The following is a 13385-nucleotide window of genomic DNA, read 5'->3' on the forward strand; positions in this document are numbered from 1 at the left end:
ACGCCGCCGCCCCGGGGCGGGTTGGACCGATGAGGTCCGCCGCCCCCCTCGGGGGAGGCTTTCAAGAGGGGGTTCCTCGGCCCATCCTCCCGCGATGGGCGCGCTCACCGATCTAGAGCGGGCGGTGTTGCTGTCGATCTTCTCGGAGACACCGCACCTCACGGCCGCGCTCGTCCGTCAGATGGCCGGGGCCTCGGTCACGGCGCGGAGAAACTCCGGAGTCGGGTTCTTCACCACGATCCTCGTCCCGAGCTCGGTGCCCTCCATCGAGGCCCCCCGGGTGCTGGGCTACGAGACGCATCTCCGCCTGACCGGCTTCAAGGACGGCCTAGGCTTCGTCCTGTTCCTGGAGGACGGGCGGCTCAGCCTCTTGGAGGGCTACAGCTGGAGCGGCGAGAGCACCGCCGAACTGGACCTTGGCACCCGCCGATTCGAGGTGTTCAGGGCTCCCGTGACCCGCGTCGTCTGAGCGCGTGGCTCCCACCTTGGGGGCTGCCCCTCCTACCCCTCCCCCTCAAGCCGGGCGATCCCCTCCTCGGAATAGCCGAAATGGTGGGCGATCTCGTGGATGAGCACGTTCCGCACCAGCCGGAACAGATCCTCCCCACTCTCCACCCACTCCACCAGGATGGGCTCGCGGTACAGGAGGATGGTGTCCGGAAGGGCCGGCGCGTCCAGGCCGGACTTCTCCGTCAGCGGCACGCCCCGGTAGAGGCCCGTCAGCTCCCAGGGGTGCTCCAGCCCCATCTCCGCCAGGGTCTCGTCGTCCGGGATCTCCTCCACCAGGATGGCGGCGCCGCGCACCGCCTCCCGCAGCGGTGCGGGGATGGCGGCGAAGGCGGTCTCGGCCAGCTCGGCCAGGTCCTCGGCGGTCGGCGGGCTGCCCCAGCGGGTGCCGTGGTGCATATCGGTGTTCGGCATGCGGCAAGGGCGCCATAACGGGCCACTAGGTCAAGGAAAAGCGCCGTGGCGACAGTCCAGCCCCTCTCCCCCGCCCGCCGCGCCGAGCTGCCGGCGCTGCTGCCGCTCTGGTCCCCTGCGGAGGGGCGGGACGCGATCCGGCGGGAGTTCCGCTTCCGAGACTTCTCCGAGGCCTTCGGTTTCATGGCGCGGGTGGCGCTGCTGGCGGAGGCGCAGGACCACCACCCTGAATGGTCGAACGTGTGGAACCGGGTGCAGGTCGAGCTGACCACTCATGACGCGGGCGGGCTCAGCGAGCGCGACATCCGTCTGGCCGCTTCCATCGACGCGCTTCTCCCCTAGTCAGGCCCGTTCCGCTTCAGGGATCATCAGGGAAAGGCCTGGTAAGCCGGGCGGAACCCAGGAGCTTCCATGCCCGAGACCATCGACTTCGGCTCCCTCACCCTCCGCTTCCTGCGCGACAAGCACGACACGGGCGGCACCCTCGACCTGTTCGAGATGACGCTCCAGCCGGAGGGGCGAATGCCCGTGCCGCACTACCATGAGGGGTGGGAGGAGACGGTCTACGGCCTCGCCGGCACCGCCACCTTCACGGTGGGGGGCGAGACCCTGGAGCTGGCGCCGGGAGAGACGCTCTTCATCCCGCGCGGCGTGGTCCACGGTTTCCACAACCGCAGCGGCGCGGTGGCGAAGTGCCTCTGCGTGCTTACCCCCGGGGTGCTCGGCCCTGAATACTTCCGGGAACTCGCGGCCCTGCTCCGCCAGGGCCCGCCAGACCCGGCGAGGGCGGGGGAGATCATGCGGCGCCACGGGCTGATCCCCGCGCCACCGGGCTGAGGTATCCGGCCGGGGCCTGACGCAAACGGGCGTTGCAAGCGGCGCCCGCCTCGCGCAGCCTCGCGGCCAAGGCCGCCAGAGCGGCCATGCCGGAGGATTGCCATGCCCATCACCCGCCGTGCCGCCCTGGCCGCCCCCGCCCTCCTCGCCGCCCGGCCGCTGCTGGCCCAAGGGAGCGGGCAGGGGAATGCGCCCGCCGGGGGCTTCCCCAACCGGGCGGTCCGCATGGTGGTACCCTATACCCCCGGCGGCGTCTCCGACATCACCGCCCGCCTGATCGCCGAGCCGCTCGCCGCCGCCTGGGGCCAGCCCGTGCCGGTGGAGAACCGGGCGGGGGCCGACGGCATCATCGGCACCGAGGTCGTCGCCAAGTCCGCGCCGGACGGCCACACCCTGGCCCTCGTCTCGGTCGGGCATCCCGTGAACGCCGCCTTCTACCGCCTGCCCTACGACACGATGCGGGACTTTTCCTTCGTCACCCTTACCACGAGGACGCCGCTCGTCCTCGTCGCCGGCAAGGGCTTCCAGGCGAATACGCCCGCGGAGCTGGTGGCGCGCGCCAAGGCGGGCGGCCCGGGCAGCGTCACCTTTGCCGGCACCTCCGGCGTGGTCCGCCTCGCCCCGCTCCTCTTCGCCCAGCGCGGGGAGATCGAGATGACCTACGTGCCCTATCGCGGCTCCACCCAGGCCCATCCGGACCTCATGGCCGGGCGCGTGGACGTGATGTTCGACACGGTGCCGGCCGCGCTCGCCCACATCCAGTCCGGCAGCTTCAAGGCGCTGGCCACCACCGGCGCCGCCCGCGCGCCGCAGCTGCCGGACGTGCCGACGCTCGGCGAGGCCTTCATGCCGGGCTTCGAGGCCTCGACCTGGGGCATGGTGATCGGCCCCGCCGGCATCCCGGAGGCCGTGCTCAACAAGCTCTCTGCCGATTGCGGCGCGGCGGTGACGCGCCCCGACGTGGTGGCGCGCCACGCGACCCTTGGCGCGGAGGTTGTCCGCTCCACCCCCGAGGAGACGCGCCGCTTCGTGCAGGCGGAGATGGAGAAGTGGGGCGACGCCGCGCGGAAGGCCGGCATCCAGCCGCAGCAGGCCGGGTGACGGGTGCGGAGATGCCCTTTCCCCGGCGCGCGGCGCTTGTCGCCGGGCTGGCCGTGACGGCCGCTGCGGCGCGGGCCCAGGAGCCCGCCGCGATCCTCGCCCCGGGCGGGGTGCTGCGTGCGGCGATCAACTTCGGCAACCCCGTCCTCGCCCAACCCGACCCCGCCACCGGGGAGCCGCGCGGCGTCTCCGCCGCCCTGGCGCGGGAGCTGGCCCGGCGGCTGGGCGCGACCCTCCGCTTCGCCACCTACGACGCCGCCGGGAAGGTGACGGATGCCGGGAAGCGCGGGGAATGGGACCTGTGCTTCCTCGCCATCGATCCCGTGCGCGCGCAGGGCATCGCCTTCACCGCGCCCTACGTGGTGATCGAGGGCACTTACATGGTGCCGGAGGCCTCGCCCCTGCGCGCGATCGAGGATGTGGACCGCCCGGGCATCCGCGTGGCGGTAGGCCGGGGCAGCGCCTACGACCTCCACCTCACCCGCGCGCTGAAACAGGCGGAGCTGGTGCGGGCGCCGAGCTCGCCGGAGGCGATCGACCTCTTCCTGCGGCAGGGGCTCGACGCCGCGGCGGGCGTCACCCAGCCCCTGGTGGCCTATGCCGCCGCGAATCCGGGCATGCGGGTGATTCCCGGCCGCTTCATGGTGATCGAGCAGGCGGTCGGGATCCCGCAGGGGCGCGAGGCGGCTCTGCCCTACCTGCGCGCCTTCGTGGAGGAGATGAAGGCGAGCGGCTTCGTCGCGCGGGCGCTGGCGGAGAGCGGGCAGAAGGACGCGGCAGTGGCCCCGCCCGCATCCTGATCGCGGAGCGGCGGTTGCGCCCGCGTCCTTGTACGAGGGCGCTGGCGGGGAGGAAGCAGCCTCAAGCGGGGTAGGCGCTGTACGGGCTGGCACGGCAGCCCGGGGCACGTCATCGGCATGCCCAGGCCAGGGACCAGCACGGGGTACTAGCCCTCCGTCAGTCTCAAAATTGATACCGAAATTGTCATTTTGGACAGCGTTGACTCTTGCGAGATCGAAGTGATAGGCAGCCTATACAATAAAAACTGCCGATGGATAAGATGAGAACATCCCTTCGGATCAATACTTCTGAGAAATCGTCCAGTGATTTCCATGTAACTCGAACCCTGGACTTGGAATACCTTAACGGAAACCGGATTCAAGAGAAGCGAAATATTTTCTTCGAATTGCACACGGATGCGCCGACGGCGCCGCTCCCCACCCTGAACTACGCGGTCTTGGCCGTTCTGTTCTCGGCCATGAAGTCAGGCCGGACGATCGTCGTCGACGGGCCGGTGTCGCGCCGGTTCCTGGAGAACATCGAAGAGTTCCAGCAGGTCTTCGCCTCCTGGACGCCGGAGCGGTACCGCGTCGTCGACATCGTGGCCCAGAAGGAGGTCGATGATCTCCCGGAGGAGAGGAAGGACGCCGCGGTCTGCGCCTTCTCCGGCGGCGTCGACGCGTCCTTCACGGTCTACAGGCACCTCTTCAAGCGCCCGGGCAAGTTCCACCAGAACCTGAGGACCGCCGTCCTCGTGCACGGGTGGGATATCGCCGTCGAGCAATCGGAGGCGTTCAAGAGGGCGACCGATGCGAGCAGGCGCATGCTGGACGGCACCGGCATCGGCATCGCCACGATGCGCACCAACGGGCGCAAGCTGCTGCCGAGGTGGTCGCAGAACTTCGGGGCCGGCCTCGGGTCCATCCTGCACCAGTTCGCGGGCAACCATGACTGCGGGCTGATCGGCAGCGACGAGCCGTACAGCGACCTGGTGTTGCCCCTGGGCTCCAACCCGATCTCCAACCCTCTGATGTCGAGCGGCAGTTTCCGGATCCTGACGGATGGCTGCAGGTGCACCCGCTCGGAGAAGATCGCCCACATCGCGGACTGGCAGCGGGCGACGGACAACATCCGCGTCTGCTGGGAAGGCCCCACCACGGGCGCGAACTGCTGCAAATGCGAGAAGTGCATCCGCACGATCATGAACTTCCGGGCCCTGGGCGTGTCGCGGCCGGGAGCCTTCCCGGCCGACGTGCGCGACGAGCAGATCCGTGGGATGCGCGCGCTCAGCCCGGTGCAGCTGACCTTCATGACCGACATCCTGCGGACCGCCAGGAAGAACGGGGTGCAGGGCACGTGGGTGGGCGAGGTCGAGGAGCTGGTCCGGCGCCACAACACGCAGAAGGCCAGCTAGCCCGGCGCCACCGCCCGGCTGGACGGCATCCCGGCCCGGGCCGGCGGCCTCGCGTCCCGGCGCCGCGCGGGCGGCCGATCCGGCCTGAGGTGCCCCTCAGCCCCCGCGCGGCGGCACGAGGCTCTGCAGGGCCCTGAGCAGGCCGCGCTGGGTGATCGGCTTCTCCAGCCGGGTCCGGCTCTGGTAGCTCGGCTCGTCCACCAGCCGCACGTCCCCCGTCGCGAACATGTAGGGCACGCCGAGCTCGTCCAGACGGTCCGCGACGGGATAGGCCGTCTCCCCGTCCCCGAGATTGGCGTCCAGCACCGCCGCGTCCAGGGCGCCGGCCTCCCGCTCGATGATGTCCAGCGCCGCGTCCACGTCCGGCACCGGCCCGAGGACCACGGCGCCCGCCTGGCGCAGCCAGGACTCCATCTCGTCCGCGATCAGGTACTCGTCCTCGACGAGAAGAACGCGGCAGCCCGCGAGGGGGCCTGGGCCATCGGGCATGGAGGAGGTCATCCGGAGAGGAGTATGCGGCGGGCTCGCCGCGCCTGCCTTAACCTGCGGCGGTCCGCTCGCCCATGGTGTAAAGCCGTCCGGACGGCGGTCGGCCGCCCTCACGCCAGCGGCAACTCGATCCGGCAGCGCACGCCCGCCGCGTCCAGGGTGTACTCGGTCCGCGCGCGCAGGGCGTAGGAGAGGGCCTTCTCGATCAGCTCGCGGCCGTAGCCGCGCCGCCCGGTCTCCGGCGGCACCTCGTAGCCCGTCTCCACCCATTCCAGCACGAGGCAGCGGCGCCCCCTCCCGGTCCGGCCCACCGACCAGCGCACCGAGAGCGTCCCCGCCTCCCCCTTCAGCGCCCCGTACTTCACCGCGTTCGTCGTCAGCTCGTGCAGCGCCAGGGCGAAGTTCTGCACCTGGCGCGAGGTGAGCCGCACCTTCGGGCCGGCGATGGTGACCTTCGGCCCCCTCTCCACACGGGTCTCAGCATGGCTCCCGGCATGGGCCTCCGCGTAGGCCTCCAGCTCCGCGCGGACGAGCGCGCCCACCTCCACCGTGTCGCTGCCGGACTGGCTGAGCAGCCCTTGCGCGCGGCTGAGGGCCTGGAGGCGGCTGCGGAAATGCTCCACCGCGCCCGCCTGCCCCCCCGGATCGCCGAGCGTCTTGCCCGCGACGGCGGAGACCACGCCCAGCAGGTTGCGGCCGCGGTGCTGCAGCTCCGCCACCAGCACCTCCAGCCGGGCGGCGCTCGCCTTCTCCTCCGTCACGTCCTTGGCGATGCCGGCCAGGCGGCGCACGCGGCCGGCCTCGTCGTGCAGGGGAAAATCAGTGTTGCGGATCCAGCGCAACTCGCCGGCCGAAGGGCGGGAGATGCGGAACTCGAAGCTCGCCCGCGCCCCATCCCGCACGGAGAGCAGCCGCTGCACCACCATCTCCCTGTCCTCGGGGTGGATTAGCGCGGTCCAGCTCTCCAGCGTGTTCCCGGCCAGCTGCTCCTCGCGGCTCCGGCCGTAGATCGGCTCGAAGGCGGGGCTGAGATACTCGAAGGCCAGAGTCTCGCCGTCCCGGATCCAGATAAGGTCGGAGGAGGCCTCCCCGAACTGCCGGAACCGCTCCTCGCTCTCGCGCAGCCGCTCCTCCGCCGCGCGGCGCTCGGTGGCGTCCCGGCCGATCTTGAGGAAGCCGCGCAGATCGCCGCCCTCGTCGAACAGGGCGCGGAGCGACCCCTCGATGAACACGCGGCTGCCGTCCTTGCGGAGGTGCCAGCGGACATCCGGCGCCACGCCCCGCTCCCTGGCCGTGGCGGCCTCCCACTCCGGCTGCCGGGCGGCCCGGTCCTCGGGCGTGAAGAGGAAGGCGCCGGGCTGCCCCACCGCCTCCTCGGCGGTCCAGCCGAAGACGGCGGCGGCGCCGGGCAGCCAGTCCGTCACCCGGTTCTCGCGGTCCGTCACGAAGATCGCGTAGTCCAGCGCGGTCTCCACCGTCAGGCGGAAGCGCTCCTCCGCCGCGCGCAGGTCGCCGAGCTTCAACAGCCGGTCGATTACCGGGCCGAGGATGATGGTGTAGGTACGGAGGAACTCCGCATCCGCCTGCCCGAACTCGCGCGGCTGCGTATCGTCCGCCTGGAGCAGGCCGAAGGGCCGGCCGCCGGGCAGCAGGATGGGCGCGTTGACCGAGGCGACCACCCCGGCCTCCCGCATGAACTCCGGGATCTCGAACCGGTTCTCCGCCCGGCTGTTCCGCATGATCACCGGCCGCCCGACGCTGATCGAGTAGCTCTCGGAGGACCGCTCCCCCATGGGAAGGCGCAGTTCGCCCACGATGCCGGGAGCCCAGCCGGTGCCGGCCCGGACGAGGAGGGAGCGGCCGCCCTCCTGGATTTCCAGGATCTTGGCGCGGCCCGTGCCCAGCGCATCAGCCACCAGGCGGCAGGCCTCGTGCAGGATCTCGTCCAGGTTCGAGGAGCGCAGGGCGAACTCGCCGAAATCGGCCAGCAGCCGCTGCCGCCTCATCATCGTGTCGCTGTCAGCCATCGAGGCCCTGCATCGCTGCCCTTGGTCAGGGCGTCCTTCGCCGGAATCGCACCCCGGCCCCCGCCCTTCCCGGGCTGAACGCCCCCGGGGCCGTTCCGCTGCCTGGGGCGACCGCGAGAGCCCGCCGGGCCGCCCCTACCCGCCCGCCAAGGCCCGCACCGCGGCCGCGTCCAGCCCCGCCGCGCGCATCTCCCGCAGGCTCCGCGCCCCGTCCCGCTTGGCCAGGCGGCGGCCATCCGGCCCCAGCAGCAGAGGGTGGTGGCTGTAGGCGGGCTCCGGCCAGCCCATCAGCGCCTGGAGGAGGCGGTGCAGGTCGGTGGCGGGGCGCAGGTCCTCCCCCCGCGTCACCAGCGTCACCCCCTGCAGCGCGTCGTCATGCGTGACGCAGAGGTGGTAGGAGGCGGGGGTGTCCTTCCTAGCCAGCACGGCGTCCCCGAAGCGCGCGGGATCGCAGCGCAGCCGCCCCTCGCCCACCTCCTCGTAGGTGAGCGGCCCGCCCGCCGCGGCCAGCGCCGCCGCCATGTCCAGGCGCAGCGCGTAGGGCTGGCCCTCCGCGATCCGCGCCGCCCGCTCCTCCGGGGCGAGCCGCCGGCAGGTGCCGGGGTAGAGTGGTCCGTCCGGTCCATGAGCCGGCCCGTGCGGCGCGGCCCCGATCGCCGCGACCTCCCGCGCGATCTCCGCCCGCGTGCAGAAGCAGGGATAGAGCAGGCCGCGGGAGGCCAGGGAGTCCAGCGCCGCGCCGTACTCCCGGAAATGGGCGGACTGCACGCGCACCGGGCCGTCCGGTTCCAGCCCCAGCCAGGTGAGGTCCTCGAGGATCGCCGCCGTGAACTCCGGCCGGCAGCGCGTGCGGTCGATGTCCTCGATCCGCAGCAGGAAGCGCCCGCCCGCCTCCCGCGCCGCGCGCCGGGCGAGGAGGGCGGAGTGCGCGTGGCCGAGGTGGAGGTATCCCGTCGGGCTCGGCGCGAAGCGCGTGGTGGGTCTTGCTGCCATCGCGGCGCCCGGGTTAGCCGGGGTGGGGATCGAAAGGAAGCAGGATGGCCGAGCTGGACGGGCCGCGCTGGGGGCCGGCGAACAAGGGCAGGGTGAGGCAGATCGTGTTCCTGCTGCACGGCGTCGGCGCCGACGGGAACGACCTGATCGACCTGGCGCCGCAATGGGGCCTCGCCGTGCCGGACGCCCTCTTCGTCGCGCCCCATGCCCCCTTCCCCTATGCCGGCGCCCCCTACGGCCGGCAGTGGTTCGACCTGGAGGACCGCACCCCCGCCCGGATGGAGGCAGGAGTCCGAGCCGTGGCGCCGATGCTGGACGCCCTGATCGCCGGGGAATGCGCCGCCGCCGGCCTGCCGGAGACCCATATAATGCTGATGGGCTTCTCGCAGGGCGCGATGACCGCGCTGTTCCTGGGCCTGCGCCGGGCCACGCCGCCCGCCGCGATCCTTGCCTATTCCGGCCTTCTCCTCGCCCCCGAGTCGCTCGGCGCGGAGCTGCGCGGCCGCCCGCCCGTGCTGCTGGTCCATGGCGAGGCGGACGAGGTGGTGCCGGTGGCCGGCAGCCGCGCGGCGGAGCGGGTGCTGCGCGACGCAGGGGTGCCCGTGGAGTCCACCTACTCCCCGCGACTCGCCCACGGCATTGACGATGCGGGACTCTCGGCCGGTGCCCTCCTCCTCCAGCGCGCCGCGGCAGGGCTCGCCGGGGGCTGAGGGCCGCGTGAATCCTGTGTGAATCCGCGCCGCCGGCCCCGTTCCCGCCGTTCCCCGTGAGTTGCGCCCCCCGCGCCCCGCTGTCATGTTCGGCCGCGTTACGGGCGGCGCCACTTGATCTGGGGCCCGACCGCCCGGCCGAGCCCCAGCGCTTGTAGTCGCCGCGCCTCCGGCAGGGAGCAGCGCGTGCCAGACGGTTCACATGGCGGCCCAGTTCTAGGCAGCGGCTTCGACGACCTTCCGGCGTTCGGCGGGCCGGGCGCCCGGAATTTCCCCGCCCTCGTCCTGAACGCCGACTTCCGGCCCCTCTCCTACTTCCCGCTCTCCATCTGGTCCTGGCAGGACGCGGTGAAGGCGGTGTTCCTGGACCGGGTGAGCGTGCTGAACGAGTACGAGACGGAGGTCCACTCTACCAGCCTGACGATGCGCCTGCCGAGCGTGATCGCGCTGAAGGAGTACATCCCCGCCGCCCGGCGCCCGGCCTTCACCCGCTTCAACGTGTTCCTGCGGGACCGCTTCTCCTGCCAGTACTGCGGGCGCGACCACGCGGCCCCGGACCTCACCTTCGACCACGTCATCCCCCGCAGCCGCGGCGGCCGCACGACGTGGGAGAACGTCGTCGCGGCCTGCGGGCCCTGCAACCTGCGCAAGGGCTCCAAGCTGCCGCGCGAGATCGGGATGCTGCCCCGCCAGGTGCCCCGCCAGCCCACGAGCTGGGAGCTGCAGGAGAATGGCCGCGCCTTCCCGCCCAACCACCTGCACGAGAGCTGGCGCGACTACCTCTACTGGGATTCCGAGCTGGAGAGCTGAGGGCGCCGCCTTGGACCGGATGCTGTTCTTCATGTGGCGGATCCTGCGCAGGCCGCCCTCCCGCACCGGGCTGATCGTGATGCTCGTCGCCCTGGCCCTCGCCATCGGGCTCGTCCTGGTGGAGCGCTATGTCGGCTGGCCCGACTGGATGCGGGTGGACCGCCCGCCCCGTCCCCGCCTGCCGCATCTCTGACCCGAGGGCCCGAACCTACCCCCTGGGGCCCCGGCGGGCTAGAAAGCGCCATGCTTCGCCGGGCCGCCCCGCTCCTTGTCGCGCTCCTCCCCCTCCTGGCCGCCTGCGGGGGCCGTGCCGCGCCCGATGCTGGCGCGGAGGAGGCCTTCACCCGCCTGCCCGAGGAGATCGCCGGGTTCCGCAAGCAGCGGCCGGAGCGCGGCGCGGGCCGCACCACCATCGCGCGTTACGCCAGCCCGACGCAGGCCTCCGCCTCCATCCACGCCCTGGACCCGACCCGCCGCCCCGGCGCCCGCGACGGGGAGGACGAGCCGGAGGTGGGCGATGCCGTGGAGGTCTTCGCCCGCGCCGCCGCCGTGGACGCCGCCTCCCGCCGGGAGAACGCCACGCTGCGCCACTTCGGCGCCCGGGTGGCGGAGGCCGGGCCGGCCGCCCGCTGCCTCGACATCCAGCTGCGCGGCACGGCGCCCCGCCGCCAGATCGGCTGCGCCACGATGCTGCAGCGCCGGGTGTTCATCGTGATGATGATGGCGCCGGAGGCCGCCGATCCCCGCCGCGGGCCGCGGGACCCTCTCCTGGCGGTGACACTCCGCCTCATCGGCGCCATCGCCGGCCTGCCGCCGGAGCCGATGCCTGCCATGGCCGCACCGGAGGCGCCCGCCCCCGTCACCACACCTTCGGGCGCCGCGCCCCCGCCGCCCGCGCCCCGCCCGCCCGCGGCCCGACGGCCCCGGCCGAGGCCGGCGCCGTCCGGGCCGATGTGGCGGGCCTGAGCGCGGCCCGAGGGTTGAACAGGGAGCGAACCAGGGGCGCCGCTGGGCCTGGAAAGGCCGCTCCCTCGCCGCGGCGCGCCGTTCCTAGACCCGCTCGCTCACCTTGATCGCCGCCCTGCACCCGGCCTTGATGGCCGCCGCCAGCAGCCGGTAGGCCGGCGCCAGCTCCGCCTCGTTCTCCAGGCCGATGTCGCGGTGCTCCAGCTCCTCCTGTCGGAAGCGCTCGATCCGGTCGCGCAGCGGCCCCTCGTCCTCGCCCAGGGCCGCGTGCTGGGCGGCGTAGTGCTCGTCGATCGCCTCCTCCACCGCCACGGTGCAGGCCATGGCGCCGCGGTGGCCGATGAGGGCGGTGGCGGCCCCGAGCGCGAAGCCGGCCACGTGCCACAGGGGCAGCAGCGCCGTCGGCCGCACCCGGCGCTCCGCGATGAGGCGGGTGAAGGCCTCGAGGTGGGCCGCCTCCTGCTCCCGCATGTGCTCCAGCAGCGGCCCGTACTTGGTGCGGCCGAGGACCGCGAGCTGCCCCTCGTAGATCCGCTTCGCCCCGTACTCCCCGGCATGGTCCACGCGGATGGTGCGCGCCACGTAGTCGCGCGGCGTGGGGTCCCCGGGCAGGCGATCCTGCAGGGTGGTGCGGCGGCTCCCGCCCATGCTCGGTCTCATGCTCGGCCTTCCTGGCGTGATCCTCTGCCCGCCCAGGTGAGGGCCAGGGCGCCCAGCGCAAGCGCGTAGGCGAGGTTCATCGCCGCGAGCGAGACGGGAAGGCCGGGGATGGGGTAGGCCGCGGCGTCGCAAGGCTTGTCCGGCCTTGGGGCGAGGCCGCGCAGAAGGTCGTCCACACTCGCCGCCGCCCCCGCATCCGGCGCGGCGCAGGAGGCGAGCGGGCTAGGCCACCACCCCTGTTCCACCCCCACATGCAGCCCGGCGATGGCGCCCGAGGCGAGCACGGCCACCCCCGCCAGTGCCAGCAGCGCGCGGGAGCGAAGGCCGGCCGCGAGCACGGCGATCACCGCCGCGGCCAGGTAAGGCCAGCGCTGCCACAGGCACAGGGCGCAGGGCGCCATGCCCAGGAAACGCTCCGAGGCCAGGGCCGCGACCGGGGCGGCGGCGGAGAGGAGGGCGACGAGCGCCGCGTGTTGCCGGGTGGTCATGCCGGGCGCAGGCTGGTCCGGCGAAACGCCCCCGGCAAGCCCCGCCCGCGCATGGCGGCGACCTGCGGGACCGGGAGGCGGAAGGAGGAGGGAACATGCGGACCACCGTGAGCAAGGCGCGCGACGCCGCCTACGATGCGGGCCTGCGCGGCTTCTTCGCCTACCGCGACCTCGGCGCGCGGGAGGCCACGGGGGGCACCCACGCCGCCCACATCATCCGCGCCGTGCCCGGCGAAGGCCCGAAGCCGCAGTGGCACACGCACGAGCTGGGCTTCCAGCTCGTCCTCGTGCTGCAGGGCTGGGTGCGCTTCGAGTACGAGGACATCGGCGAGGTGCTGCTGGAGCGGGGCGACAGCGTGCTGCAGCCGCCCGGGGTTCGCCACCGGGAGGTGGAGCACTCGGACGACCTGGAGATGCTGGAGGTCACCTCCCCCGCCGCCTTCCGCACCGCGGAGGCCGAGGCACCGCCCCGGCTCTCCTGAGGTCGGGCCCGCCCCCCGCTGGACGGGGCGGCCCGGGCCGTGGCATCTGGTGCGGCGCGCGGGTGTGGCGGAACGGTAGACGCGGCGGACTCAAAATCCGCTTCTGGCAACAGAGTGCCGGTTCGAAACCGGCCACCCGCACCACCAGGCAAGCAGTTCGCACCGACGATGGGGGCCGGCATCACCGGTATTGCATCCCGCCAGGATGGGCTGATGAACGGCCGTACCCGCCAGAGTGTCCCCCACGTTCCAGAAGCAAAACTTCACCGGCCATCTCAATATTTAGACGAAATTCTATAAATTAGACCATATCGCGCGAAGCTGGTTGTAACTTGAAGCGCGGGTACCTGCTCTGTACGCTCAGGCGTCATGTTTCTTTCAAGCAGGTGCAGATCCGTGACCGCCGCTTTTCACTCCGAATACGGTCACGACGAGCAGAGGCCTTCCGATAACTCTGTTCCGTTCATTTTCGTCCTCGGCCTAGCGCTGGTGTGTTGGGGGGCGCTGCTGGGCGGGGCGGCGGTCGCGCTCGGCTGATCCGGCCAAGGCCGGAACAGATGGATCACACGCGCGCTTAGCCTGCCGGAACCCGCGACCCGGTTCGCCACCGGACAGGGCTTTCCCAGGTCGATTCAGGTCCGTTCCCCCGGCTGTCACAAATCCGGCTCTGGACTGTCATCGAACCAGGCATGAACAAGCCCCTAACG

At 72.3% G+C, this 13385-nt stretch carries 17 protein-coding genes and 1 tRNA gene; 12 read left to right on the forward strand and 6 right to left on the reverse strand.

Annotated elements, in window-relative coordinates; genetic code table 11:
• The first annotated feature begins 94 nt into the window (after window positions 1-94).
• Window positions 95-469 (forward strand): hypothetical protein, encoded by a 375-nt coding sequence (locus VQH23_RS00485; protein WP_338663650.1) that lies wholly within the window; start codon window positions 95-97, stop codon window positions 467-469.
• Between the two features lie 32 nt (window positions 470-501).
• Here the strand turns inward: VQH23_RS00485 and VQH23_RS00490 are convergent, their stop codons facing one another.
• Window positions 502-921, reverse strand: a complete 420-nt coding sequence (locus VQH23_RS00490) for a metallopeptidase family protein (protein ID WP_338663651.1) — start codon at window positions 919-921, stop codon at window positions 502-504.
• A 45-nt stretch (window positions 922-966) separates the two neighbouring features.
• Here VQH23_RS00490 and VQH23_RS00495 point away from each other — a divergent pair, with 45 nt between their 5' ends.
• From VQH23_RS00495 to VQH23_RS00515, 5 genes are all read left to right on the forward strand, one after another.
• The gene (locus tag VQH23_RS00495; RefSeq protein ID WP_338663652.1) at window positions 967-1263 is read left to right on the forward strand and encodes a 4a-hydroxytetrahydrobiopterin dehydratase; all 297 of its coding nucleotides are present in this window, start codon (window positions 967-969) and stop codon (window positions 1261-1263) included.
• Window positions 1264-1332: 69 nt separating this feature from the next.
• A complete protein-coding gene (locus tag VQH23_RS00500) occupies window positions 1333-1758 on the forward strand; it encodes a cupin domain-containing protein (RefSeq protein WP_338663653.1) in 426 nt (141 codons plus the stop codon).
• A gap of 102 nt (window positions 1759-1860) precedes the next feature.
• Window positions 1861-2859 (forward strand): tripartite tricarboxylate transporter substrate binding protein, encoded by a 999-nt coding sequence (locus VQH23_RS00505; protein WP_338663654.1) that lies wholly within the window; start codon window positions 1861-1863, stop codon window positions 2857-2859.
• Between the two features lie 11 nt (window positions 2860-2870).
• Window positions 2871-3659, forward strand: coding sequence for an ABC transporter substrate-binding protein (locus VQH23_RS00510; protein ID WP_338663655.1), 789 nt, complete (start codon window positions 2871-2873; stop codon window positions 3657-3659).
• 332 nt (window positions 3660-3991) lie between these two features.
• A complete protein-coding gene (locus VQH23_RS00515) occupies window positions 3992-5053 on the forward strand; it encodes a hypothetical protein (protein ID WP_338663656.1) in 1062 nt (353 codons plus the stop codon).
• A 96-nt stretch (window positions 5054-5149) separates the two neighbouring features.
• Here VQH23_RS00515 and VQH23_RS00520 read toward each other — a convergent pair whose 3' ends face one another.
• The 3 genes from VQH23_RS00520 to gluQRS form a co-directional block, all read right to left on the reverse strand.
• Entirely contained in the window at window positions 5150-5542 is a 393-nt protein-coding gene (locus VQH23_RS00520) for a response regulator (protein WP_338663657.1), read from the reverse strand.
• 110 nt (window positions 5543-5652) lie between these two features.
• Complete coding sequence (locus VQH23_RS00525; RefSeq protein WP_338663658.1) at window positions 5653-7569, reverse strand: PAS domain S-box protein; 1917 nt, start codon at window positions 7567-7569, stop codon at window positions 5653-5655.
• A gap of 135 nt (window positions 7570-7704) precedes the next feature.
• Window positions 7705-8562, reverse strand: coding sequence for a tRNA glutamyl-Q(34) synthetase GluQRS (gene gluQRS, locus VQH23_RS00530; protein ID WP_338663659.1), 858 nt, complete (start codon window positions 8560-8562; stop codon window positions 7705-7707).
• A 44-nt stretch (window positions 8563-8606) separates the two neighbouring features.
• On the opposite strand from gluQRS, the gene VQH23_RS00535 reads away from it, so the two are divergent.
• From VQH23_RS00535 to VQH23_RS00550, 4 genes are all read left to right on the forward strand, one after another.
• Window positions 8607-9272, forward strand: coding sequence for a dienelactone hydrolase family protein (locus VQH23_RS00535; protein WP_338663660.1), 666 nt, complete (start codon window positions 8607-8609; stop codon window positions 9270-9272).
• Window positions 9273-9557: 285 nt separating this feature from the next.
• Window positions 9558-10082, forward strand: a complete 525-nt coding sequence (locus VQH23_RS00540; protein WP_338666166.1) for an HNH endonuclease — start codon at window positions 9558-9560, stop codon at window positions 10080-10082.
• A gap of 10 nt (window positions 10083-10092) precedes the next feature.
• Window positions 10093-10275 (forward strand): hypothetical protein, encoded by a 183-nt coding sequence (locus VQH23_RS00545; protein ID WP_338663661.1) that lies wholly within the window; start codon window positions 10093-10095, stop codon window positions 10273-10275.
• A gap of 50 nt (window positions 10276-10325) precedes the next feature.
• Window positions 10326-11048, forward strand: a complete 723-nt coding sequence (locus VQH23_RS00550; RefSeq protein ID WP_338663662.1) for a hypothetical protein — start codon at window positions 10326-10328, stop codon at window positions 11046-11048.
• Between the two features lie 84 nt (window positions 11049-11132).
• Here VQH23_RS00550 and VQH23_RS00555 read toward each other — a convergent pair whose 3' ends face one another.
• Window positions 11133-11708, reverse strand: a complete 576-nt coding sequence (locus tag VQH23_RS00555; protein ID WP_338663663.1) for a demethoxyubiquinone hydroxylase family protein — start codon at window positions 11706-11708, stop codon at window positions 11133-11135.
• Entirely contained in the window at window positions 11705-12196 is a 492-nt protein-coding gene (locus VQH23_RS00560) for a disulfide bond formation protein B (RefSeq protein ID WP_338663664.1), read from the reverse strand. Before VQH23_RS00560 ends, VQH23_RS00555 begins: the two co-directional genes overlap by 4 nt.
• Before the next feature lie 95 nt (window positions 12197-12291).
• Here VQH23_RS00560 and VQH23_RS00565 point away from each other — a divergent pair, with 95 nt between their 5' ends.
• Complete coding sequence (locus tag VQH23_RS00565) at window positions 12292-12678, forward strand: cupin domain-containing protein (protein ID WP_338663665.1); 387 nt, start codon at window positions 12292-12294, stop codon at window positions 12676-12678.
• A 58-nt stretch (window positions 12679-12736) separates the two neighbouring features.
• Window positions 12737-12822 (forward strand) — tRNA-Leu (locus tag VQH23_RS00570).
• Window positions 12823-13385 lie beyond the last annotated feature (563 nt).

The organism is Pararoseomonas sp. SCSIO 73927, assembly GCF_037040815.1.
In the GTDB taxonomy this organism is placed as follows: Bacteria; Pseudomonadota; Alphaproteobacteria; order Acetobacterales; family Acetobacteraceae; genus Roseomonas.

Excerpts from the sequence above, each read along its gene's own strand:
- VQH23_RS00485 (WP_338663650.1), top strand. The coding sequence starts at position 95 with ATGGGCGCGCTCACCGATCTAGAGCGGGCGGTGTTGCTGTCGATCTTC.
- VQH23_RS00490 (WP_338663651.1), bottom strand. The coding sequence starts at position 921 with ATGCCGAACACCGATATGCACCACGGCACCCGCTGGGGCAGCCCGCCG.
- VQH23_RS00500 (WP_338663653.1), top strand. The coding sequence starts at position 1,333 with ATGCCCGAGACCATCGACTTCGGCTCCCTCACCCTCCGCTTCCTGCGC.
- VQH23_RS00505 (WP_338663654.1), top strand. The coding sequence starts at position 1,861 with ATGCCCATCACCCGCCGTGCCGCCCTGGCCGCCCCCGCCCTCCTCGCC.
- VQH23_RS00510 (WP_338663655.1), top strand. The coding sequence starts at position 2,871 with ATGCCCTTTCCCCGGCGCGCGGCGCTTGTCGCCGGGCTGGCCGTGACG.
- VQH23_RS00520 (WP_338663657.1), bottom strand. The coding sequence starts at position 5,542 with ATGCCCGATGGCCCAGGCCCCCTCGCGGGCTGCCGCGTTCTTCTCGTC.
- VQH23_RS00525 (WP_338663658.1), bottom strand. The coding sequence starts at position 7,569 with ATGGCTGACAGCGACACGATGATGAGGCGGCAGCGGCTGCTGGCCGAT.
- gluQRS (WP_338663659.1), bottom strand. The coding sequence starts at position 8,562 with ATGGCAGCAAGACCCACCACGCGCTTCGCGCCGAGCCCGACGGGATAC.
- VQH23_RS00535 (WP_338663660.1), top strand. The coding sequence starts at position 8,607 with ATGGCCGAGCTGGACGGGCCGCGCTGGGGGCCGGCGAACAAGGGCAGG.
- VQH23_RS00550 (WP_338663662.1), top strand. The coding sequence starts at position 10,326 with ATGCTTCGCCGGGCCGCCCCGCTCCTTGTCGCGCTCCTCCCCCTCCTG.
- VQH23_RS00555 (WP_338663663.1), bottom strand. The coding sequence starts at position 11,708 with ATGAGACCGAGCATGGGCGGGAGCCGCCGCACCACCCTGCAGGATCGC.
- VQH23_RS00560 (WP_338663664.1), bottom strand. The coding sequence starts at position 12,196 with ATGACCACCCGGCAACACGCGGCGCTCGTCGCCCTCCTCTCCGCCGCC.
- VQH23_RS00565 (WP_338663665.1), top strand. The coding sequence starts at position 12,292 with ATGCGGACCACCGTGAGCAAGGCGCGCGACGCCGCCTACGATGCGGGC.